16 protein-coding genes, 4 tRNA genes and 1 pseudogene are annotated in these 21264 nt (G+C 67.5%); 7 read left to right on the top strand and 14 right to left on the bottom strand.

Features of this window, described 5'->3' with window-relative positions:
• Nucleotides 1-134: 134 nt before the first annotated feature.
• The 4 genes from ASD82_RS01235 to ASD82_RS01250 form a co-directional block, all read right to left on the bottom strand.
• Nucleotides 135-210: transfer RNA gene (locus ASD82_RS01235), tRNA-Thr, on the bottom strand.
• A gap of 182 nt (nucleotides 211-392) precedes the next feature.
• Nucleotides 393-466: transfer RNA gene (locus ASD82_RS01240), tRNA-Gly, on the bottom strand.
• Nucleotides 467-484: 18 nt separating this feature from the next.
• Nucleotides 485-570: transfer RNA gene (locus ASD82_RS01245), tRNA-Tyr, on the bottom strand.
• A gap of 93 nt (nucleotides 571-663) precedes the next feature.
• Entirely contained in the window at nucleotides 664-1152 is a 489-nt protein-coding gene (locus ASD82_RS01250) for an acyl-CoA thioesterase (protein WP_056714261.1), read from the bottom strand.
• Nucleotides 1153-1305: 153 nt separating this feature from the next.
• On the opposite strand from ASD82_RS01250, the gene ASD82_RS01255 reads away from it, so the two are divergent.
• Both ASD82_RS01255 and ASD82_RS01260 read left to right on the top strand, forming a co-directional pair.
• The gene (locus ASD82_RS01255; RefSeq protein ID WP_056714265.1) at nucleotides 1306-3621 is read left to right on the top strand and encodes a SpoIIE family protein phosphatase; all 2316 of its coding nucleotides are present in this window, start codon (nucleotides 1306-1308) and stop codon (nucleotides 3619-3621) included.
• Entirely contained in the window at nucleotides 3618-4004 is a 387-nt protein-coding gene (locus ASD82_RS01260; RefSeq protein ID WP_056714268.1) for an STAS domain-containing protein, read from the top strand. Before ASD82_RS01255 ends, ASD82_RS01260 begins: the two co-directional genes overlap by 4 nt.
• A 10-nt stretch (nucleotides 4005-4014) precedes the next feature.
• Here the strand turns inward: ASD82_RS01260 and ASD82_RS17990 are convergent, their stop codons facing one another.
• Nucleotides 4015-5028: an isoaspartyl peptidase/L-asparaginase gene (locus ASD82_RS17990; RefSeq protein WP_235580601.1), complete on the bottom strand. Its 1014-nt coding sequence runs from the start codon at nucleotides 5026-5028 to the stop codon at nucleotides 4015-4017.
• A 180-nt stretch (nucleotides 5029-5208) separates the two neighbouring features.
• Nucleotides 5209-6009: pseudogene (locus tag ASD82_RS18200) on the bottom strand (cyanophycinase); the annotation flags it as partial.
• Nucleotides 6010-6141: 132 nt separating this feature from the next.
• Between ASD82_RS18200 and ASD82_RS01270 the strand changes: the two are divergent.
• The 3 genes from ASD82_RS01270 to ASD82_RS01280 all read left to right on the top strand — a co-directional run bounded on the left by ASD82_RS01270 (nucleotide 6142) and on the right by ASD82_RS01280 (nucleotide 10928).
• Nucleotides 6142-6729, top strand: a complete 588-nt coding sequence (locus ASD82_RS01270; protein WP_343123465.1) for a sigma-70 family RNA polymerase sigma factor — start codon at nucleotides 6142-6144, stop codon at nucleotides 6727-6729.
• Nucleotides 6707-7759: a FecR domain-containing protein gene (locus ASD82_RS01275; protein ID WP_056714275.1), complete on the top strand. Its 1053-nt coding sequence runs from the start codon at nucleotides 6707-6709 to the stop codon at nucleotides 7757-7759. The genes ASD82_RS01270 and ASD82_RS01275 overlap by 23 nt, the downstream gene beginning before the upstream one ends.
• A gap of 88 nt (nucleotides 7760-7847) precedes the next feature.
• Nucleotides 7848-10928: a TonB-dependent receptor gene (locus ASD82_RS01280; protein WP_082585204.1), complete on the top strand. Its 3081-nt coding sequence runs from the start codon at nucleotides 7848-7850 to the stop codon at nucleotides 10926-10928.
• A gap of 58 nt (nucleotides 10929-10986) precedes the next feature.
• Here ASD82_RS01280 and ychF read toward each other — a convergent pair whose 3' ends face one another.
• The 8 genes from ychF to ASD82_RS01320 all read right to left on the bottom strand — a co-directional run bounded on the left by ychF (nucleotide 10987) and on the right by ASD82_RS01320 (nucleotide 18525).
• The gene (gene ychF, locus ASD82_RS01285; RefSeq protein ID WP_056714277.1) at nucleotides 10987-12075 is read right to left on the bottom strand and encodes a redox-regulated ATPase YchF; all 1089 of its coding nucleotides are present in this window, start codon (nucleotides 12073-12075) and stop codon (nucleotides 10987-10989) included.
• Nucleotides 12076-12117: 42 nt separating this feature from the next.
• The gene (gene pth / locus ASD82_RS01290; RefSeq protein WP_056714282.1) at nucleotides 12118-12702 is read right to left on the bottom strand and encodes an aminoacyl-tRNA hydrolase; all 585 of its coding nucleotides are present in this window, start codon (nucleotides 12700-12702) and stop codon (nucleotides 12118-12120) included.
• A 51-nt stretch (nucleotides 12703-12753) separates the two neighbouring features.
• A complete protein-coding gene (locus tag ASD82_RS01295; protein WP_056714285.1) occupies nucleotides 12754-13449 on the bottom strand; it encodes a 50S ribosomal protein L25/general stress protein Ctc in 696 nt (231 codons plus the stop codon).
• Between the two features lie 211 nt (nucleotides 13450-13660).
• Nucleotides 13661-14602, bottom strand: coding sequence for a ribose-phosphate diphosphokinase (locus tag ASD82_RS01300; RefSeq protein WP_200946082.1), 942 nt, complete (start codon nucleotides 14600-14602; stop codon nucleotides 13661-13663).
• Nucleotides 14603-14653: 51 nt separating this feature from the next.
• Nucleotides 14654-14730, bottom strand: a tRNA-Gln gene (locus ASD82_RS01305).
• Nucleotides 14731-14773: 43 nt separating this feature from the next.
• Nucleotides 14774-16165 carry a 4-(cytidine 5'-diphospho)-2-C-methyl-D-erythritol kinase gene (gene ispE / locus ASD82_RS01310; protein ID WP_056714288.1) on the bottom strand — a complete coding sequence of 464 codons (1392 nt, stop codon included), beginning with the start codon at nucleotides 16163-16165 and terminating at the stop codon, nucleotides 14774-14776.
• 72 nt (nucleotides 16166-16237) lie between these two features.
• Entirely contained in the window at nucleotides 16238-16846 is a 609-nt protein-coding gene (gene lolB / locus ASD82_RS01315; protein WP_056714290.1) for a lipoprotein insertase outer membrane protein LolB, read from the bottom strand.
• Nucleotides 16843-18525, bottom strand: a complete 1683-nt coding sequence (locus ASD82_RS01320; protein WP_056714308.1) for a tetratricopeptide repeat protein — start codon at nucleotides 18523-18525, stop codon at nucleotides 16843-16845. Before ASD82_RS01320 ends, lolB begins: the two co-directional genes overlap by 4 nt.
• A gap of 168 nt (nucleotides 18526-18693) precedes the next feature.
• Here ASD82_RS01320 and hemA point away from each other — a divergent pair, with 168 nt between their 5' ends.
• Together hemA and prfA are read left to right on the top strand one after the other, a co-directional pair.
• Entirely contained in the window at nucleotides 18694-19977 is a 1284-nt protein-coding gene (hemA, locus tag ASD82_RS01325; protein ID WP_056714294.1) for a glutamyl-tRNA reductase, read from the top strand.
• Nucleotides 19978-20062: 85 nt separating this feature from the next.
• Nucleotides 20063-21142: a peptide chain release factor 1 gene (gene prfA, locus ASD82_RS01330; RefSeq protein ID WP_056714296.1), complete on the top strand. Its 1080-nt coding sequence runs from the start codon at nucleotides 20063-20065 to the stop codon at nucleotides 21140-21142.
• The last annotated feature ends 122 nt before the right edge of the window (nucleotides 21143-21264 follow it).

Raw genomic sequence — 21264 nt, forward strand, 5'->3', positions numbered from 1 at the left:
ACGTGACCAATCGTGCCGACGTTGACGTGCGGCTTGGTGCGTTCGAATTTACCCTTTGCCATGCGCGCTACACCCCGATGGAGTCGATGAATTGAAGAAACTGCCCCTTCGGGGCTGGCCGGACTGGCCTGAGTTGGTGCTCATAACAGGAATCGAACCTGTGACCTCTTCCTTACCAAGGAAGTGCTCTACCGACTGAGCTACATGAGCGTGGTGTATTTCATCCATCTTCCCTGATGGCGACTTCAGACCGGCATCCTGCCGGACTCTTCATAACTTCAGCCATCTTCCCGGATGGCAACTTCAGACCGGCATCCTGCCGGACCATTCAAAAAAGCGTCGACCTACGCACTTACTGTCTCGATCAACAGCGCCTGACACTTGCAGAGCAATGGAGCGGAAGGCGGGAATCGAACCCGCGTAATCAGTTTGGAAAACTGATGTTCTACCATTGAACTACTCCCGCCTGGCGCGGAACTCTTGCTGGTGGAGGGAGGTGGATTCGAACCACCGAAGGCGTAAGCCAGCAGATTTACAGTCTGCCCCCGTTGGCCGCTTGGGTATCCCTCCAACAAAGAACGCGTATTGTGTGGATCAGGCCTCGAACTGTCAACACCTGTAGACGGGATTTTCACCAACGACGACGTTTTTTCGCCGCTGCGTTCAGTCCGTCGAAGTAGCGTTGAGGCGAACCAGCTGCTCCATGTCCTTCGACGCCTCGAGCAGCCGCCTGGCCTGTGCCTGCAATCGCCGCTCGGCGTCGTCGCGCGGCTCCCAGTGCGGCACCGGCGTGGGCTTGCCATCCGGACTGTCCAGCGCCACGAAGACCATCACGCAGCTGGTGGCCAGGCGCCGCTCGTCCTTGCGCAGGTCGCTGGCCAGCACGTCCACGGCGAGATGCATGCTCGACGTGCCGGTGTGGATCAGGCGCGCCCGCACGGTGACCAGGTCGCCGATCAGGATCGGCGCCACGAACTGGATGCCGCTGACCGAGACGGTGACGCAATAGGCCCCGCTCCACGCCACCGCACAGGCGTAGCCGGCCTGATCGATCCACTTCATCGCCATGCCGCCATGCACCTTGCCACCGAAATTGACATCGGTGGGCTGGGCGAGGAAGCGGAAGGTCACTTCGTGCTGTTGTCCGGGCATGGGCTGGCATCTCGTCGGCGAAGTGGTAGACCGCAATTATGCCCTGCCTGTCCAGTCTTGCCGTGTCGCTCCTCTGTCACCGCGCATGGCCATCGGCTTGCGGCCGGCTTCGCTTCATGGCTAGATGCTTGGCAAGGACGCCAGGGAATTCCAATGGTCTTGCGCAGCATCGCATCGCGGACGGCATGGTGGGTTCTCGTCGGCTCCACCCTCGTGCTCGGCGCCATCGGCGGCCTGCTGCTTGCCCTGACCCGCGCGCAGATCCTGCAGCACACACACCATGAGGCAGCCGCCCTGGCCGCCAACGCAGGCAGCCAGATCCAGGCCCGCATCGATCGCATTGTCGTTTCGGCGCAGATGCTTGCCGCGATAGTTGCCACCCGCCAGGGCAACGCCGAACCGCTGTTGCGGGATACCCTGGCCGCCAACCTGGACATGGACGGCCTGGCTGCGGTGTTCAGGCCCTCGCCGAATCCCGCAAGCGCTCCACCCTATTCACCTTTCGTGAACCGCCTGGACGATGGTTCGCTGAGCAGCCGCGACCTGTCACATGACGCCAATCCCTACTGGAACAGCAACTGGTTCCTCGGCGGCCTGGGCTGTGCCGGCGGCTGCTGGCAGCGACCGTTCTTTTCGCAGTCGCGGCACCGCCAGCTGGTCAATTACTCCATCACGATCGAACGCGATGGGCACCCGATCGGCATCATCAACGCCGATGTCACGCTCAACTGGCTGCACCGGATTCTCGGCAGCCTGGACAAGCCGCCGGGCGCCTACGCCTTCGTGCTGGACAGCGACGGCAATTACCTGGCGCACGACAATCCGGAACTGGTCGGCCAGCGGGGCGCCACCGCCCTGCTCGACGCACTGGCCAGCGATCATGCGGGCTCCATGCGCCTGCCGGTGGCGCAGAACAGGCGGGCCCGGGGACCGGTATGGGTCTACTCCGCCCCGATCCAGGGCACCCGCTGGCGGCTCGGCCTGGTGGTGCCGGAATACCAGATCTACGCCAGCGTGCGACACATCTTCCAATTGAGCCTCGCCCTGGGCCTGCTGGCCATGCTCGGCGTGGCGCTGATCACGCTGCTGACGATCCGCCGCACGATGGCGCCACTCGGCGTGCTGGCCGACCGTGCCGAGCACGTCGCCCGTGGCGAACTGGATTTCGAACTGCCGGTGGCCCGCCGCCCCGATGAAGTGGGCCGTCTCACCGAATCCTTCGACCAGATGCGTCGCGAACTGGCCCTGCACCTGGAGGACCTGGCCCGGGTCGCACGGGAAAAACAGCGACTGGCCAGCGAACTGGAGATCGCCCACCAGATCCAGCTCGGCCTGCTGCCGAATGCGCATTACCTGGACGCCGTCTGCGCGCAGTTCGAACTGCACGCCGCGCTGCGTCCCGCGCGAGCGGTCGGTGGCGATCTCTACAGCTATTTCATGCTCGACCCGCAGCGTTTCTTCGTGATGGTCGGCGACGTCTCGGACAAGGGCATCCCGGCCGCCCTGTTCATGGCGCAGACGATCACCCTGGCCAAGGCGCTGGCGCCACGCGCCCAGACGCCACCGAACCTGCTGCGGCTGCTCAACCTCGAACTGTGCCGCGGCAACGACAGCTGCATGTTCGTCACCCTGCTGTGCGGCCTGCTGGACACCGGCAGCGGCAACCTGGTGCTGGCCAGCGCCGGCCACGAGCCGCCGATCCTGTGTGGCCGCGGCACGCCGCAGGTGCTGGAATTCCCCACCGGGGCGGTGCTCGGCCTGTACGAGGATTCGGACTACCCGGAACACGTCCTGCGCCTGGGCCGGGGCGAAACGCTGCTGATGTACACCGACGGCATCACCGAAGCCAGCGACCACGACGAGCAGATGTACGGCATCGAACGCACCGTGGAAAGTCTCGCGCAGGTTCCGCCGACGGCGGCCACGGCCACCTACATCGAGCGCCTGCTGGGCGACGTGGACCGCTTCGTGGCCGATGCCCCGCAGGCCGACGACATCACCCTGCTGGCACTGAGCTGGCACGGCTCGGCGCTCAAGGCCACCGAGATGACCATCGACAACCGGTTGCCGGAGGTTTTCGCCGCGCTCGACCGCTGCGAGCAGTTGCTGCAGGACGCCGGCACCCCGGCGTCGTTGTGCGGTGACCTGCGTCTGGTGCTGGAGGAGCTGATGGTCAACACGGTCGAATACGGCTATCCCGATGACCAGCCCGGCCAGATCGGCCTTCGGTTGCAGCCCCTGGCGGATGCCGTCACGGTCGAGCTGATCGACGACGGCGTCGCCTTCGACCCGCTGCAATCCGCCGATCCCGTCCTCACCGGCGACCTGGCCGATCGCGAGCGGGTCGGCGGCCTCGGCATCCATCTCGCGCGTACCATGACCGACGAAATGCGCTATACACGGGACGCACAAGGCAACCACCTGCTGCTTCGCTTCGCCTACCCGACCCAGGATGAATCTTCACCATGACGCTCAGCCTGCACAGTGAATTCTCCGCCCCCGATCGCGCCGTCGTGCAAGTCGGCGGCCGTCTCGACGCGATGACCTTCGGCGAGCTCGACGAGGCCATGCTCGCCCTGCTGCCGCAGCTGCCCGATGGCGGCACCGTGGTGATCGACCTGGCCGGGCTGACCTACATCAGCAGTGCCGGCCTGCGCAGCTTCGCCAAGGTCCGCAAGGGCATGCGCGCCCGCGGTGGCCACACCCTGCTGCTCAACCCGCAGCCGCAGGTGCGCAAGGTGTTCGACATCGTCAAGGCGGTGCCGGTGAACGAGGTGTTCACCAGCACGCAGGAGCTCGACGCCTATCTGGACCGCATGCAGCGACAGATCACCGAAGGCGACGACGCCTGACCGATGCCGTTCAAGGCGTGGGTGACGGCAGCGCGAGCAGATCGTTGTCGTAGATCGCCACGTGCGGCACGCCGTCGGCGCCGATCCAGCCGCGGTACATGCCCTCGGTGTTGAACGGCATCGCCACGCTGCCATCGGCGCCCAGGATGATCGCGCCGCCGTCGCCGCCCATCTGCGGGATCTCGTCGTTGATCACCGCCTTGCCGGCCTGTGCCGCCGACTCGTGCAGTTCGGTCATGCGCAGGCAGATCTCGCGCGCCGCCGAAACGCGGATGTAGTACTCGCCCCAGCCCGTGCCTGAAACCGCGCAGGCCACGTTCGCATAGGTGCCCGCGCCCACGATCGGCGAATCGCCGACCCGGCCGTAGCGCTTGTCGGTCATGCCGCCGGTCGAGGTGCCGGCGGCCAAACGACCTTCGCTGTCGCGCGCCACGGCGCCAACGGTGCCGAAATGCCTGAGCGCGCGCAGCCGTTCGGGCAGCGGCACGCCCGCGGCGTCTTCCTTCAGCGCCTTCTGCAGTTCCAGCCAGCGCCGCTCGGTGCGGAAGTACGCCGGATCGACCAGCTCGAATCCCTGCTCCGTGGCGAATTTCTCCGCGCCGTCGCCGACCATCATCACGTGCGGCGAATGCTCCATCACCGCGCGCGCCAGCAGGATCGGATGCTTCACGCGATGGACCTCCGCCACCGCGCCGGCGGCCAGCGCCGAACCATCCATGATCGAGGCATCCAGCTCGTTCCTGCCGTCATGGGTGAACACCGCGCCCCTGCCGGCGTTGAACAGCGGATCGTCCTCCAGCACGACGATCGCCGCCGTCACCGCGTCGGTGGCGGCCTTGCCGGCCTTGAGTTCCGCGTAACCCTTGCGCAATGCCAGCTCCATCGCGGCACGGGCGCCGGCTTCGATCTGCGGCGTCATGCCCGCCCGCTCCACGCCCGCGCCGCCGTGGATCACCAGCAGCGGTGCGTGCTCGCCGCGCAGGGTCAGCTCGCCGTCGCGCACGTCGGCGACGGCTTCGAACACCGGCCGGCTGACCGCGAGACGCTTCAGGTCGATCCGGCTTTGCGTGCCCACGCCGGTGACGCGCGTACCCGGGTAGTCGAGCGGTTTGCCGGCCGCAATCCGTTCGGGCGCTCCCTTCGGCTGCACCAGCCAGGCGAAGCCGTTGTCGATGGTGAACAGCCGCCCGATGCCGTCGCCGTCCACGCACAGCGCCGTATCCTGATCCACGCCCAGGCCGACGATGTCGGCATGGCCCGCGTGGCGCAGCTTGGCCACGAACGCAATCAGCCGGCCGAGCCGGCCGCGGGCGTGGAAGTGGGTGTCGGTGATCACCTGCTGCATGTTGGGCAGGTGCATGAAATCGCCGACCAGGGTCATCGCCTTGCCCAGCGGGTCGCGCATCGCCTCCTTCGAGGTGATGCTGCCGCCATCCATCGCGCCATAGGCATGAGCGCCGAGAATGGCGAGCCCCGCGCTGGTGCCGCCGATCGGCTTGCCCTGCGCCACGTGCTCGTTCAACAGCGCGCCCAGCGGCGTGCCCTTCCAGAACCGCACGTAGTTGGCCTGGTCGCCGCCGGCGATGAAGATTCCGTCCGCGTGCCGCACGATGTCCAGCACCCGTGGATCGCTGGCGGCGGCGCGATCGTGGAACACCAGCGTCTGCACCGAGGCCACGCCGCCGACTTCGTTGAACAGTTCCTTCTGCATGCCGTCGTCGCCGGAGGCGCGCAATATCACGAAATGCCCGTGGCCACCCTTCGCGGCGAACCAGGCGAACGCCTTGTGCGGCCACTCCCCGCCGCCCATCAACATCAGTGCCGGCTCGGTCGCGGCGGGGCGAACCGCCTCCGGATGGCCGATCCGGTAATACTCGTAGCCATGGCGCGCAGCGGCATCCGGCACGCCCGCCTGCGCCACCGCCAGCCACGGCGCAAGCAACAGGACGAGCAGGCAAAGCAGGTGGCGCGACGGCGCGGCGAACCGCTGGAGCAAGGTCGTCATCGGGGTCTCTCCGGGCAGTTCCACCCGCGCAGACAGCGGGCACACACCTGATCCGGGACGAAGCTGGACGGCCGATCCCCCATGCCTTCGGACAAGGTGTTTCCCGCCGGCATTGGCGCTATCGTCGCCAGCGTGGACGACTCCCTCAACAACTGGTTTGCCCGCGAAATCCTCGTGCACGAAGGCGCGCTGATGCGTTACCTCTTACGCAGCTGGTTCCATCGCGACGAGATCCACGACCTGCGCCAGGAGATCTACGTACGCGTCTACGAGGCCGCGGCGAAGGCGCGCCCAGCGCAACCGAAGTCCTTCATGTTCACCACCGCGCGCCACCTGATGACCGATCGCCTGCGCCGCAGTCGGGTCGTCTCGATCGATGCCGTGGGTGATCTGGACGCGCTGAACGTCCTGATAGACGAGTTGTCGCCGGAACACCGGATGAGCGCGCGGCAGGAACTGCGGCACTTGGCCAGCGCCTTCGACCGCCTGCCCGACCGTTGCCGGGAAGTGGTCTGGCTGCGCCGGGTCGAGGAACTGTCGCAAAAGCAGGTCGCAGCACGCATGGGCATCAGCGAGAAGACCGTGGAAAAGCAGGTCGCCAAGGGCTCGCGCCTGATCGCCGAATACTTCTATGGCGGCACGCCGACGCATCGCGCGCGCCGCGACCGGATCATGGAAGCCAATGACGGGAACGGACATGGCCAGCAGCAGGGAGATTGAGCAGGTCGCCGCTGCCTGGCTGGCGCGACGCGACGCCGGCGGCTGGAGCGCGCGCGACCAGCAGCAGCTCGACGCCTGGCTGGATGAGGCGGTCGCGCACCAGGTCGCCTTTCTCCGGCTGGATGCCGCGTGGCGACAGAGCGGCCGGCTGCAGGCGCTCGGCGCCGGCATGGCGCCGGGCGTGGTGCCCGCACGCGGCAGTTGGGCGCACGCGTCGCATGGCGAAGACGAGGTGTCCACCACGACGCGGGATCGTGCCGAGCCGGAACGAGGCAGCCGTGCGGGGTCGCGCCGCTGGCTGCGCCTGTTCGCCGCGGCGGCGATGCTCGCCCTGGTCGTGTCGCTGGCGCTGGGCTGGCGCCATTACACCGCGGTCGACCAAGCTTCCTACCAGACCGCGATCGGCGGCTTGCAGGAGGTGCCGCTGGCCGACGGCTCGACCGTCACGCTGAGCAGCGACAGCCGCATGCTGGTCACCCTGTCCCACGGCGAACGCCACATCGACCTGCAGCGTGGCGAGGCGTTCTTTGCCGTGGCCAAGGATCGCGCCCGGCCTTTCGTGGTCAGCACCGGCAGCCGCCGGGTGATCGCCGTGGGCACCCGCTTCGCCGTGCGCCGCGACGCCGCCGACCTGCGCGTGGTGGTGACCCAGGGCCTGGTGCGGCTGGAGTCGGACAACCGGCCCGACGGCGAACGCCAGCCCACCACCTTGCTGCCCGCCGGCAGCATCGCCACGGCCAGCGATGCCGGCGTGGTGGTGCGCTCCGGCCCGGTCCAGCAGGCCGAGGAATACCTCAGCTGGCGCAGCGGCTTCGTCAGCTTTCACGACACGCCACTGGCCATCGCCGCCGCCGAGTTCAACCGCTACAACACGCGCAAGATCGTGATCGGCGACACCAGCGTGGGCAACATGCGGGTGGGCGGCAACTTCCGCTGGTCCAACACCGACGCCTTCGTGCGCCTGCTGGCGCAGGGCTTCCCGATCAGGGCGCAGCAGCAGGGCGACAACATCGTGCTGCGCCGCCGCTGAGGTTCGCGCGAGGGGGGATTTGCCGCAGCCGTTCGTCCCGGCTTTCACATGGCGCGCATCGCGCGCGCCCACCTGGGGAGAGGTGACCATGGTTCGTTCGCTACGTGGCATGCTGTTCGTGATGGCCTGTTCGGTGTCGGCCTTCGCCTCGGCCCAGGGCAATGCGGTCCGGCAGATCGACATTCCCGCCGGTGAGCTGGTCACCGCCCTGGACAGCCTGGCGCGCCAGTCCGGCGCCCAGTTCATCTATCAGGCGGATCAGCTGAAGGGCCTGCGCACCGGCGGCGTGCATGGCGCGCTGTCGGCCGACCAGGCGCTGGGTCGCCTGCTCGCCGGCACCGGCTTCACCGTCCACCGCGACGACTCCGGCGCCGTCGTCATCGTGAAGGGCGCCAGCCAATCGGTTCGACCGGCTTCGTCGGCCACGCCGGCCAGCAGTCGCAGCGGCGCGAGCGCGGACCCGCAGGAAGCCACCCGGCTGGACGAAGTCCAGGTCACCGGCTCGCGCATCCCCCGCGCCCAGGTCGAAGGGCCGGCGCCGGTCACCGTGATCACCGCCAACGACATCAAGGCCAGCGGTTTCGCCAGCGTGCCCGACGTGATGCGCGCGATCACCCAGAACAGCGGCGAGACGCAGAGCCAGCAGTCCTCCAGCGGCGCCGACTTCTCGCCCGGCGCCGAGGAAGTCGACCTGCGCGGACTCGGCCCCAACCACACCCTGGTGCTGGTCAACGGCCGCCGCATCGCCGACTTTCCGATGCCGTTCAAGGGCCGCAGCAACTTCACCGATGTCTCCAACATCCCGATCGGCATGATCGACCGCATCGAGGTGCTCACCGGCAGCGCCTCGGCGGTCTACGGTTCGGACGCGATCTCCGGCGTGGTGAACTTCATCCTGAAGGACCACGCCGACGGCACCACCATCGACCTGCGCTACGGCGACACCACCCGCGGCGGCGGCGCCTCGACCAAGCTCAACTTTTCCACCGGCTTCTCGCACGACGATTTCAACCTGGTATTCGGCGCCGAGCTGATCGACCAGAAGCCGCTGTGGGCGTACGACCGGAAGATCCAGGATTCCACCGCCGACGCGCCCACCGAACGCTCGCAGGTACCGCGGCGCACCTTCCTCAACGGCGACTGGAACGACGACTACATCGACCCGGGCCAGGCCACCTGCGACGCGCTGGGCTATCTCAACGGCGGCACCACGGTGTACGCGAACCGGCCACGCTACGGCAATTTCTGCGGCAGCGCGGAGTCGATCGGCTACGGCACCATCCTCAGCCAGCGCCGCGGCATCAACACCTACACCTCCGCCAACCTGAAGATCAACGACAACCTGAGCTGGTTCGGCGACATGCAGCTGGGCTGGAGCAAGGTGAAACTGTTTCGCGACGTCGAACAGTGGAACTACCAGGCGCCCGACGGCAACGAGGACGGCTACTTCTACAACGCGCACAGCGGCGGCATCGAGAACTGGTATCGCCAGTTCACGCCCGAGGAAATGGGCGGCCTCGGCCGCGGCATGATCGAGAACACCCAGAAGACCTTCAGCCTCACCACCGGCTTCAAGGGCACGTTCGGCCAGGCCTGGGATTACGAGGCCTCGCTGAGCCACTCGCAGTACAAGGCGCTGATCAGCTGGCCGCAGACCGTCGCGTCGAAGGCGAATGACCTCTACCTCGGCCCTCAGCTCGGTGTGGACGCCGACAGCGGCCTGCCGATCTTCGACGCCGACCCGGCCCGCTTGTACACCCCGCTGACCCGCGCCGAATACGACTCGATCACCGCACGCACCAACTACCACCCCGAGTCGCGCAGCGACACGCTGGCGTTCACCCTGACCAACACCGAGCTGTTCAGCCTGCCGGCCGGGCCAGCCGGTTTTGCCGGCGTGGTCGAATACGGCAACCAGTCCTACGACCTCAAGCCCGACCCGCTGGCCACCCAGTACTACTACTACAGCTGGAAGGACTCCGACGGCCACGGCAGCCGCAATCGCTGGGCCGCCGCTGGCGAACTGCGCATGCCGCTGCTGGATTCGCTCAACTGGAGCGTGGCCGGTCGCTATGACCAGTACCGCTTCTCCGGCCACAAGACCGGCAAGCTGACCTGGAGCACCGGCCTGGAATGGCGCCCGCTGGATACCCTGCTGGTGCGCGGCTCCTACGGCACCGCATTTCGCGCGCCGGACCTGCACTACGTCTACTCCGGCATCGGCAACGACGAGACTTCGGGCAACGACTACTACCTGTGCCGCACCGAAGAGCCGGACGAGGACATCACCGACTGCTCGTATTCCGACCAGGGCCTGATCCGCACACGCCAGGGCAATCGCGACCTGGACTCCGAAACCAGCACCTCGTGGACCGGCGGCTTCGTCTGGTCGCCCACGCCGAACCTGGATTTCTCGGTCGACTACTTCAACATCCGCATGCAGAACCAGGTGCAGGACCTCAGCACCGACCGCATCCTGCAACTGGAAGCCAACTGCCGCATCGGCAGCGACGTGAACGGCAACGCAGTGGATGCAAATTCGCCCAGCTGCATCGACGCGATAGCGCGGGTGAACCGCTACCCGGCGGACAGCGCGGTCGACCCGGGCGGCCTGTACGGCATCTTCGTCAACCCGATCAACGTCGCCAACGAACGCACCAGCGGCGTCGACGTCAGCAGCCATTACAAGCTGGAAACCCCGATCGGCACGTTCCGCTTCAGCGGCAACTACACCTGGACGCGCAACCACCTGTTCCAGCAATACCCGGGCGACCAGACCCTGGACGAGCTGGCCGTCAACAGCGGCTTCGACATTCCCCGCGAGAAGAGCAGCGCCAGCGTGTCGTGGGAACGCAAGGCCTGGTCGGCGACGCTGTTCGGCTCGCGCCTGGGCCGACTGCCGAACTCCGACTCCTACGACCAGATCGTCGACACCGAGGCCGGCGAGGCGGCCTGGGTGCACGCCACCTATCGCTACAACGCCACGCTGCAATACAAGTTCAGCGACCACGCGCAGCTCTCGCTGGCGGTGGACAACCTGTTCGACAAGCTGCCGCCACGCGACCCCAGCTACACGGCGTATCCGTATTACGACGTGTCCTGGTTCGACGCCGCCGGACGCAGCTACTACCTGCAGTTCACCTGGAAGCTCGGCGGCAGCGCGCTCTGAACCGCAAAAAAAAACAGCGCACCGGAGTGCGCTGTTTTTCGCGACGGATGGAACCGCGTCAGACGTTGAACAGGAAGTGCAGCACGTCACCGTCCTTGACGATGTATTCCTTGCCTTCCTTGCGCAGCCGGCCGGCGGCGGCGGCGCCGGCTTCGCCCTTGTACTGGATGAAGTCGTCGTAGCTGATCGTCTCGGCGCGGATGAAGCCCTTCTCGAAATCGCTGTGGATCACGCCCGCCGCCTGCGGCGCGCTGGAGCCGCGGCGCAACTGCCACGCGCGCACTTCCTTCACGCCGGCGGTGAAATAGGTCTGCAGGTCGAGCAATTTGTAACCCGCGCGGATCACCCGGTTCAGGCCCGGCTCGTCCAGGCCCATGTCCTTCAGGAACTCGTCGCGGTCGGCGTCGTCGAGCTGCGCCATCTCTTCCTCGATCGCGGCGCACACCGGCACCACCTCGGCGCCCTCGGTGGCGGCGCGCTCGCGCACGGCATCCAGCAGCGGGTTGTTCTCGAAGCCGTCGTCGGGAACGTTGGCGATGTACATCAGCGGCTTCAGGGTCAGCAGGAACAGGTCGCGCACCAGCGCCTTCTCTTCCTCGTCCAGACCCAGGCTGCGTGCGGACTTGCCCTCGTTGAGGCCGGCCGACAATTTCTGCAGCACCGGCTTGCGCGCCAGCGCCTCCTTGTCGTTCGCCTTGGCCGCGCGCTCGGCGCGGTTCAGCGCCTTGTCCACCGACTCCAGGTCGGCCAGTGCCAGCTCGGTGTCGATGGTCTCGATGTCGGAGATCGGATCGACCTTGCCGGCCACATGGATCACGTCACCCTCGAAGCAGCGCACCACGTGGGCGATCGCGTCGACCTCGCGGATGTGCGCCAGGAACTTGTTGCCCAGGCCCTCGCCCTTCGACGCGCCAGCCACCAGGCCCGCGATGTCGACGAACTCCACCGCCGTCGGGATCACCTTCTGCGGGTTGACGATCCCGGACAGCGCATTCAGCCGCGGATCCGGCACCGGCACCACGCCGACGTTCGGCTCGATCGTGCAGAACGGAAAATTCGCCGCCGCGATACCCGCCTTGGTCAGCGCGTTGAACAGGGTGGACTTGCCGACATTGGGCAGACCGACGATGCCGCATTTGATGCCCATGGATAACTCCGAGGTAGGTGCTTTTCGCGGGAATGACGGCCGCTAGATTCCAGACGCTGTATGTAGTTGTTGCATCGCCTTCTCGAACTGGCCTTCCACCGCCAGCGGCAGCACGTCCAGGGAGCGGGCGATGCCGTCGAGGATCGCGTCCTCGTCCGTGGCCGACGGCCGACCCAGCACCCAGGGCGTGACCTGGTCGCGGTGGCCGGGATGGCCGATGCCGACACGCAGCCGATGGAACTTGCCGTGGCCGAGATGGGCCATGATGTCGCGCAGGCCGTTCTGGCCACCGTGGCCGCCGTCGAATTTCATCCGCACGGTGCCCGCAGGAAGGTCCAGGTCGTCGTGCGCGACCAGACATTGTTCGGGTTCGATCTTGTAATAGCGCAGCGCCGAAACCACGGCGATGCCGCTCTTGTTCATGAAGGTGGCCGGCTTCAGCAGCCAGACCGGTTCGCCGCCGAGGCGCACGCGGCAGCTTTCGCCGTGCAGCTTGCCGTCGAAGGCGAAGCGCTCGCCCTGCCCGCTGGCGAGGGCGTCAACTAGCCAGAACCCGGCGTTGTGCCGGGTTCTGAGGTATTCGGCACCGGGGTTGCCCAGTCCGACGATGAGTCGCAAACCAGCCATGAGCGACCAGCCACATGATCCCGCGCCCTCACGGACGCGGGATCACACGACTTACTTCTTGTCGCCAGCCGGCTTGGCGGGAGCCTTGGCAGACTTGGCCGCGGCGGCCTTGTTCGCTTCGGCCTCGGCCTCGGCGGCAGCGTCTTCGGCGGCGTCCGCAGCGCTTTCCTTGACCACGTTCACCGTGACCACGGCAGCGTCATGCGCCTCGCCCAGCTGCAGCGCGGGCAACTCCACGTTTGCCGGCAGCTTCAGCTGCGACAGGTGGATGATGTCGCCGGCCACCAGCTCGCCCAGGTCCAGCTCGATGTAGGCAGGCAGGTCCTTCGGCAGGCAGCTGACTTCCACTTCGGTCAGGTTGTGCGAGATCACCACGCCGGAGGTCTTGCCCGCGGGCGACTTTTCCTGGTTCAGGAAGTGCAGCGGCACGTTGGCGCGCAGCTTGGCGTTCTCGTCGATGCGCAGGAAATCCATGTGCATCATCAGCTGCTTGAACGGATGCTTCTGCCAGTCGCGCACCAGCACCTTCTGCACCTTGCCGTCGACGTTCAGGTCGAGCACCGAGGAGAAGAACCACTCGTTCTTGGCGGCGAGCAGGATGGTGTTGTGTTCGATCTGGATGCTTTCCGGCGGCTGGCCGGCGCCGTAGACAACGGCAGGCACGAAAGCGGCATGACGCAGGCGGCGGCTCGCACCTTTCCCCTCGTCCTTGCGGCTCTGCGCCTTGATTTCATGAGTCTTGGTCATTTCATTACTACCTGGTTTGTGTTTGCCGCCTCGCAGCGGCTGAGTGACTTCCCCGCGACCAGGGAAGTCGTTATCTCCACGCGGCATCCATGCCGCGAAGAGCTGAACATCAAGACTGCCCATCCGGGGCGGACTTTCAATTTCTTCCACGCGGCGTCCATACCGCGAAAAGCAAGATCAAGACCGTCCATCCTGGACGGACTTTCAAATCTCAATCCACGTACAGCGAACTCACCGACTCGCCGAAGGCGATGCGGCGAATGGTCTCGGCCAGCAGCTCGGCGACCGAGAGCTGGCGGATCTTGGCGCAGGCCTTGGCTTCAGGGCGCAGCGGCAAGGTATTGGTGACCACCAGCTGGTCGAGCTGGGAGCCTTCGATGTTGCTGATCGCCGCGCCCGACAGCACCGGGTGCACGCAGTAGGCGACCACCTTGCGGGCGCCGCGCTCCTTGAGGGCAGCAGCAGCCGCGCACAGCGTGCCGGCGGTGTCGACGATGTCGTCGACCATCACGCAGGTCTTGCCTTCCACGTCGCCGATGATGTTCATCACGGTCGACACGTTGGCACGCGGCCGACGCTTGTCGATGATCGCCAGGTCCGCGTCGTCCAGCCGCTTGGCGATCGCGCGGGCGCGCACCACGCCGCCCACGTCCGGGCTGACCACGATCAGGTCGTCCATGCTGTGGCTGCGCCAGATGTCGGCCAGCAGCACCGGCGAGGCGTAGACGTTGTCGACCGGCATGTCGAAGAAGCCCTGGATCTGGTCGGCATGCAGATCCACCGTCAGCACCCGGTCCACGCCCGCGGCGCCGATCATGCGGGCGGCCAGCTTGGCGGTGATCGGCACCCGCGCCGAACGCGGCCGGCGATCCTGCCGGGCATAACCGAAGTACGGCATCACCGCGGTGACGCTGGCCGCGGAGGCGCGCTTCAGCGCGTCGGTCAGCGCCAGCAGCTCGAACAGGTTGACCGCGCTGGGCGCGCCCGTCGGCTGGATCACGAACACTTCCTGCCGGCGTACGTTCTCCTCGATCTCGATCTGCACTTCGCCGTCGCTGAACGTGCCGACCAGCGCCTTGCCCAGCGGCACGCCCAGGCGATGGGCGACATCCTCGGCCAGGGCACGATGTGCGTTACCGGTAAACAGCATCATCGGGGTGGACGTGTCCACAGGTGTTACCTCGAAAACTTGGCCATCATGAAATGGCTGGGGCGGCAGGATTCGAACCTGCGTATGCGGGAATCAAAATCCCGTGCCTTAACCAGCTTGGCGACGCCCCAGTATTTGTTTGATACGTCTATCCCAGAACTTCGTCCGCTTCCATCAATCCGCAGGCACCGCACCGGCATGTCGCTTCAACGACGACAGCAGGGGCGACACGTCGACGCCACCGGCAACATGCGCCGTGAACGCCACCGGACACTGCCTTGCCAGCGCCTGCGCCCGCTCCATCGAACGCAGCTCCAGGAACACGCAACCGCCGCTGCCGGATAGTCGCGCCTGGCCGAAACCGTCCAGCCAGTCCAGCGCCGCAGCCACCCGCGGGTGCCGCGCGCACGCGACCGGCGCGAAGGCGTTTTCCGTCGTTTCGCCTGAAGCAAAGGATGAAATTGTCGCCCGCGGGGCATTTCGTGTCAATTCAGACGCTTGAAACAGCGCCGCCGTCGGCACTGCCTCATGGGGGTCGAGCACCACGTAGTGGCGCGGCGGCAGCGCCAGCGGCGTCAACTGCTCGCCCACCCCCTCGGCCCAGGCCGAGCGTCCGCGCACGAAGACCGGCACGTCGGCGCCCAGCTGGCGTCCCAGTTCGGCCAGCACATCTTCGTCCAGGCCCAGCCGCCACAGCTGGTTCAGCGCCACCAGCACGGTGGCCGCATCCGAGCTGCCGCCGCCCAGGCCACCGCCCATCGGGATGCGCTTGTCCACCTCGATGTCGGCACCCAGGCTCGTCGCGGCGTGCCGCTGCAACAGGCGCGCGGCGCGCACCACCAGATCGTCGGCCTCGGCCACGCCGGGAATGCCCCGCACGCGCCGGATCTCGCCGTCATCGCGCACGCGCAGGCGCACTTCGTCACCCCAGTCGAGCAGGCGGAACACGGTCTGCAGCTCGTGGTAGCCATCGACCCGTCGCCCGACGATGCGCAGGAACAGGTTCAGCTTGGCCGGCGCCGGCCACACCGTCCATTCAGCGGGCGCGGGAGGCGTCAGCGGACGGCTCATGAACACGCGCAAGGTGTCGGGAAAACCGTTCTCGCGATCGCGCTGGCGCGCAAACGCAAAGGCGGGATCGTGCTTGTCGACCACGACAAAACCGTGCTTCGCGTAGAACGGCGCATTCCACGGCACGTCGGCCAGGGTGCCGAGGTCCACCCGCCGGTAACCGGCCGAACGGGCCCACGCGCAAGCATGTTCCAGCAACGCGGCACCGATCCCGCGCCGGCCGTAGAGCGGTAGCACGTCGATCTCGGCGATGCCGATCGCACCGGGTGCCAGCTCCGCGTCCAGCCAGACGAAGCCCACCGGATCGCCGGCCTCGCCCAGCGCGACCCAGACCAGGCCACGGCTGATCGCCTGCAACAGCTGCTCCGGCGGCATCGACAGCGCCGCATAGCTCGTCCATGCCGGATGCCCGCGGAACAGGTGCACGGCCTTGCGCTCGATCGCGCACAAGGCCTCGACCTGGCCGGGTTCAGCGCGTGCGATGGAAAAGGGCATGCTTGCGTTCCGGAATTCGCCGAACGATCGGCAGGCGATCAGGGGCGCAAAGACTAACCCAGCCGGGCGAAGTTACTGAAACTGCCAGGACTCGATCGACAGCTTCACCTTGTACGGCGGCCGGGCAGCGAACACCCGGGTCGGCAACGGCGGCTGGCGGGTCTCGTCCCAGGCGCGATAGTCGACCGTCCATCCATCCTGCTGCAGCAGCGAAGGCAGGCGGTTCTCGCCGAAGCTCAGCTCGGCCGGGCCACTGTCCGCACGCGCGCCCAGCACCCAGGCGCGCAGGTCGCGCAGCGGCACCTCCCAGCCCAGCGCCTTGCGCATCAGCGCCTCGGCGTCCGGCCCCTGCAGCGGACCGTGCTCCAGTCCTTCCAGCACGGCGCCGTCGGGACCACCGCTGAGGCGGAAATTCATCCCGCTGATCGCCGGTCCGCGCAATGTGAATTCGTAGCGCTCGCCATCCTGGCGCCAGCTGAAGCTGCCGCTGCCGCCGTCCTTGCCGTTGGAAATGCCCAGCCTTCCCTGCAGCGACCAGTGGTCGGCATGCGCCAGCGCCTGTTCGCGCGCGAGCTGCGCATTCAACAGGCTTGCATCACCCTTCACCCGCACGGCCTGCGGTACGCAGGCGGCCAGCGACAGCAGGGCCACGATGGCGAAAAGCGCCTGCCAGCGCCTCATGGATGCAGCCGCTTCAGCGCCTGCTGCAGGTTGTCGTTGTGCGGATCGAGCTTGCGCACCTCGTCGAAGACCCGCTGCGCATCCTGCCTGTGGCCTTGCTGCCACAGCACCTCGCCCAGGTGCACGCCGACGTCGGCGTCCTTGCGGGCCAGCCAGGCGCCACGCAGCGTCTGCGCCGCCTGGTCGAGATGACCGAGGCGGTACTGCAGCCAGCCCCAGGAATCGGCGATCGCCGGATCATCGGGCTTGGCCGCGCGGGCGGCGCTGATCAGCCGGGTGGCTTCGGGCAGGTCGCGATTGGCATCGGCCAGGGTGTAGCCCAGCGCGTTGCTGGCATCGACGTCGCCGGGCTTGAGTTTCAGCAGGCGCTCGAAATCCTGCACCGCCTGATCCACCTGCCCGCCCTCGGCATAGGCCAGGCCGCGGCCGTACAACAGGCCCGGATCATCCGGCACCACCTGCAGTGCGCGACTGAACGCCGCCTCCGCCTTCGCATAGTTCTGCTCGGTCAGATACAGCTCGGCGTCGGCCTGCCAGGCCTGGCGCAGTTGGTCGGGCTGGTCGAGATAGGCCAGCTGCAACTGCTCCAGCAGCGCGTGCGCATCGCTGCGCTTGCCCTGCCCGTGCAGGATGATCGCGCTGCGCAGGTCGGCGTCGAACGCGTGAGCGTCGTCGTCGCCCACCTGGTCGTACCAGGCCAGCGCCTCGGCTGGCTTGTTCTGCATTTCGGCCAGCTGGCCCAGCAGGTAGGCGCTCTGTTCGCGCACGTCGGTCGGCGCGTTCTGCAATTGCCGATAGAGCGCCGCCAGCGCCTTGTCGTCGTGCAGATGCGCGGCCAGTCCCGCGCGCATCGCGTAGGTGTCCGCGTTCTGCGGACCCTGCGCCAGCAGCGTGCTGGCAGCGGCGTAGTCACCCGCCTGGCCCAGCATGCCCGCGTAGGCAAGGCGCAGCCGGGTGTTCTCCGGTTCCTTCGCCAGGGCCTTCTGCAGCAGGGCGGCGGCACCGGCGCGGTCGCCGTCCTTGAACTTCATCTGGGCCGCCCAGGTATAGGTCTCGGCCGTCCGGAAACGCTGCATCGCCGCCGTGGCGATCTGCGCGGCGTAGGCGTGACGACCCAGGCGGTCACCCAGTTCGCTCATCGCCAGCCAGGCCTGGGCATCGGCCGGGAGTCGTTGCGGCGTGGCCAGGGCTTCCAGCAGCCGGGCCGCCTGGGCCTGGTCGCGCGCACCCACCAGCACCCGGCCGAACTGGCGCCAGGCGTCCTTGTCACCGCTGCCGACCAGGATTTCCAGCTGGCGCCGCGCCTCGGCGGTGTCGCCGACATCCAGCGCCAGCTGCGCCCGCGCCTGGGCGATCGCGGCGGGCCTGGCGCCCAGCGCCTGCCAGCGCGCCAATGCGCGCCGGGCCGCATCATCGTCGTGCACCGCGATGGCCAGGCCCGCCGCACGCTCCGCCACCTTCGGATCATTGCTCAAGGCCATCGCCTTGTCGTAATGACCGGCGGCAGCCTTGAGGTCGGTGCGGGTCAGCGCCATCTCGCCAGCCAGCAACTGGGCCAGCACGTCGTGGTCGGCATCCGGCGTGGCCACCACCAGCTGCGCCAGCGGTTGCGCCGGGGCGGCGGCCTTGACGCTCGAATGCAGCGGCGCGCCGGCGCAGGCGGCCAGTCCGAGCGCCATGGTCGCCACTGCCGTAAAATGCCGCACTTGCTTGAACTTGCCGGGCCCGCTCCGCACACTACTCTCCATCCACATGCCTGCCTTGACCGTGCCGGTCACCACTTCGCGGCGTTGCGCCAAGCTTAGCCTACGCCGCCGGATCGCCGCCGCCGAGATGTTCCGACCACCATGCCGCTGATCGCCCTCGGGCTCAATCACCTCACCGCGCCGGTCAGCCTGCGCGAGCAGGTGGCGTTCGACGCGGACGCCGCCGGTGACGCCCTGCGCGCGCTGGTCAGCGAGCCGGGCGTGGAAGAGGCGATGATCCTGTCCACCTGCAACCGCACCGAGCTGTACGTCGGCACCGCCGCCGGCGCCGAGGACATCCCGCGGGCATGGCTCAATCGTCATCATCATCTGACCCCCGGCAAGCTCGATGAGTTCCTGTACCGGCACGACGAGGACGACGCCGTGCGGCACATGTTCCGCGTCGCCACCGGGCTGGACTCGATGGTGCTGGGCGAACCACAGATCCTGGGCCAGGTGAAGGACGCCTACCAGCTGGCGCGCGGCGCGCAATCGCTGAAGGCGCCGATGGACCGGCTGCTGCAGCACACCTTCGCGGTGGCCAAGCGCGTGCGCACCGACACCCGCATCGGCGCGCACACGGTGTCGGTGGCGTTCACCGCGGTGCGCCTGGCCGAGCAGGTCTTCACCGACCTGAAGCAGGCCTGCGTGCTGCTGATCGGCGCCGGCGACACCATCGAGCTGGCCGCGCGGCACCTGGCCGAAAAACAGGCACGCCGGATCATCGTGGCTAACCGCACGCCGGAAACCGCGCAGGAGCTGGCCGGCCGTTACGGCGGCTACGCGATCGCCCTGGCCGACCTGCCGCAGCACCTGGCCGAAGCCGACATCGTGATTTCCTCCACCGCCGCGCGGCAGCCGATCGTGACCCGCGCGATGGTCGAGCAGGCCATGCTCGCGCGCAAACGCCGACCGATGTTCATGGTCGACATCGCGGTGCCGCGCGACATCGAGGCCGACGTGAGCGAACTGCCCGACGTCTACCTTTACGGCATCGACGACCTGCGCCAGGTGATCGACGAAAACATCCGCTCGCGCGCCGCCGCCGCCCACGACGCCGAAGCGATCATCGACCTGCAGGTCGACCGCTACATGGCCTGGCGCCGCGCGCTCACCGTGCGCAACCCCGCGCTGGACATGCGCCAGCACGCCGAGGTTTATCGCGACGAAGTGCTGCTGAAGGCCCGCGGCATGCTGGCCCACGGCAAGTCGCCGGACGAGGCGCTGGCCTTCCTCGCCAACACGCTGACCAACAAATTGCTGCACCACCCCAGCGCCCGCCTGCGCGAGGCCGCGCTGAACGGCGACCTCGACCTGCTGCACGCGGCGGGGCGGCTGTACGGACTGGACGAAGACGAAGACGGGCGGGCCGCCCGGGGCGAATAGCGAGGGCGGCTGGCTGCCGCGCACCGGAAATTCCTTGCCGTACAGCGGCCCTGCCCTCACCCGCACCACTCGTTCCCGGCCTGCCATGACCCCATCGATCCGCCGCAAGCTCGAGGCGCTGTCCGAGCGTCATCATGAAGTCGGCCTGCTGCTGTCGCAGCCGGACGTCCACGCCGACAACAGCCGTTTCCGCGAACTTTCCCAGGAATACGCCCAGCTCGAACCGGTCGCCGCGTCGCTGCGCGAACACGACCAGACCGAGCGCGAACTGGCCGAAACGCGCGCCATGCTGGACGACCCCGAACTGCGCGAGATGGCCGTCGACGACGTGCGGCGGCTGGAACAGCGGCTGCAGGATCTGGATGGTGAACTGCAGTTGCTGCTGTTGCCGAAGGACCCGCGCGACCAAGCGAACCTCTACCTGGAGATACGCGCCGGCAGCGGCGGCGACGAGGCGGCGATCTTCGCCGGCGACCTGTTGCGCATGTACCTGCGCTACGCCGAAAGCCGTCGCTGGCACGTCGAGATCCTCAGCGAGCACGCCGGCGAACACGGCGGCTACCGCGAAGTCGTGGCCCGCGTCGAAGGCAGCGGCGCGTATTCTCAGCTGAAGTTCGAATCCGGCACCCACTGCGTCAAGCGCGTGCCGGTCACCGAATCGCAGGGCCGCGTGCACACCTCGACCGCCACCGTGGCCGTGTTGCCCGAACTGGACGAGATCGACGACATCACGATCAATCCCGCCGACCTCAAGACCGACACCTTCCGGGCCTCCGGCGCCGGCGGCCAGCACGTCAACAAGACCGACTCGGCGATCCGCATCACCCACCTGCCCACCGGCACCGTGGTCGAATGCCAGGAAGAGCGCAGCCAGCACAAGAACCGCGCCCGCGCGATGAGCCTGCTGAAGGCGCGCCTGCTCGACGCCGAACGCAGCAAGCAGACCGCCGAACAGGCCGAGTCGCGCCGCCTGCAAGTCGGCACCGGCGACCGCAGCCAGCGCATCCGCACCTACCGCTACAAGGACAACCTGGTCACCGACCACCGCATCGGCCTGAACCTGTACAGCCTCGCCGAGATCATGCAGGGCGACCTGGCCGAACTGATCGACACGCTGACCCGCGAACACCAGGCCGACCAACTGCAGGCGCTTGGCGGCAGCTGAAAGCCGCACTTCCCGTGGCACAACATTCGCCCCCTCCCCTGCTTGCAGGGGAGGGTTGGGGTGGGGTCGCTCTTCGCCGGGTCAAGGTCAAAAGCTCCCCCCCCCCCCCCCCCCCCCCCCCC

Origin of the sequence: Rhodanobacter sp. Root179, assembly GCF_001428465.1 — a bacterium.
Lineage (GTDB): Bacteria > Pseudomonadota > Gammaproteobacteria > Xanthomonadales > Rhodanobacteraceae > Rhodanobacter.

Coding starts and splice junctions, on each gene's coding strand:
- ASD82_RS01280 (WP_082585204.1), top strand. CDS start 7,848: ATGGTTCGTTCGCTACGTGGCATGCTGTTCGTGATGGCCTGTTCGGTG.
- lolB (WP_056714290.1), bottom strand. CDS start 16,846: ATGAGGCGCTGGCAGGCGCTTTTCGCCATCGTGGCCCTGCTGTCGCTG.
- pth (WP_056714282.1), bottom strand. CDS start 12,702: ATGGCTGGTTTGCGACTCATCGTCGGACTGGGCAACCCCGGTGCCGAA.
- hemA (WP_056714294.1), top strand. CDS start 18,694: ATGCCGCTGATCGCCCTCGGGCTCAATCACCTCACCGCGCCGGTCAGC.
- ASD82_RS01250 (WP_056714261.1), bottom strand. CDS start 1,152: ATGCCCGGACAACAGCACGAAGTGACCTTCCGCTTCCTCGCCCAGCCC.
- ASD82_RS01255 (WP_056714265.1), top strand. CDS start 1,306: ATGGTCTTGCGCAGCATCGCATCGCGGACGGCATGGTGGGTTCTCGTC.
- ASD82_RS01320 (WP_056714308.1), bottom strand. CDS start 18,525: ATGGCGCTCGGACTGGCCGCCTGCGCCGGCGCGCCGCTGCATTCGAGC.
- ASD82_RS01275 (WP_056714275.1), top strand. CDS start 6,707: ATGGCCAGCAGCAGGGAGATTGAGCAGGTCGCCGCTGCCTGGCTGGCG.
- ASD82_RS01300 (WP_200946082.1), bottom strand. CDS start 14,602: ATGATGCTGTTTACCGGTAACGCACATCGTGCCCTGGCCGAGGATGTC.
- ispE (WP_056714288.1), bottom strand. CDS start 16,165: ATGCCCTTTTCCATCGCACGCGCTGAACCCGGCCAGGTCGAGGCCTTG.
- ychF (WP_056714277.1), bottom strand. CDS start 12,075: ATGGGCATCAAATGCGGCATCGTCGGTCTGCCCAATGTCGGCAAGTCC.
- ASD82_RS01295 (WP_056714285.1), bottom strand. CDS start 13,449: ATGACCAAGACTCATGAAATCAAGGCGCAGAGCCGCAAGGACGAGGGG.
- prfA (WP_056714296.1), top strand. CDS start 20,063: ATGACCCCATCGATCCGCCGCAAGCTCGAGGCGCTGTCCGAGCGTCAT.
- ASD82_RS01260 (WP_056714268.1), top strand. CDS start 3,618: ATGACGCTCAGCCTGCACAGTGAATTCTCCGCCCCCGATCGCGCCGTC.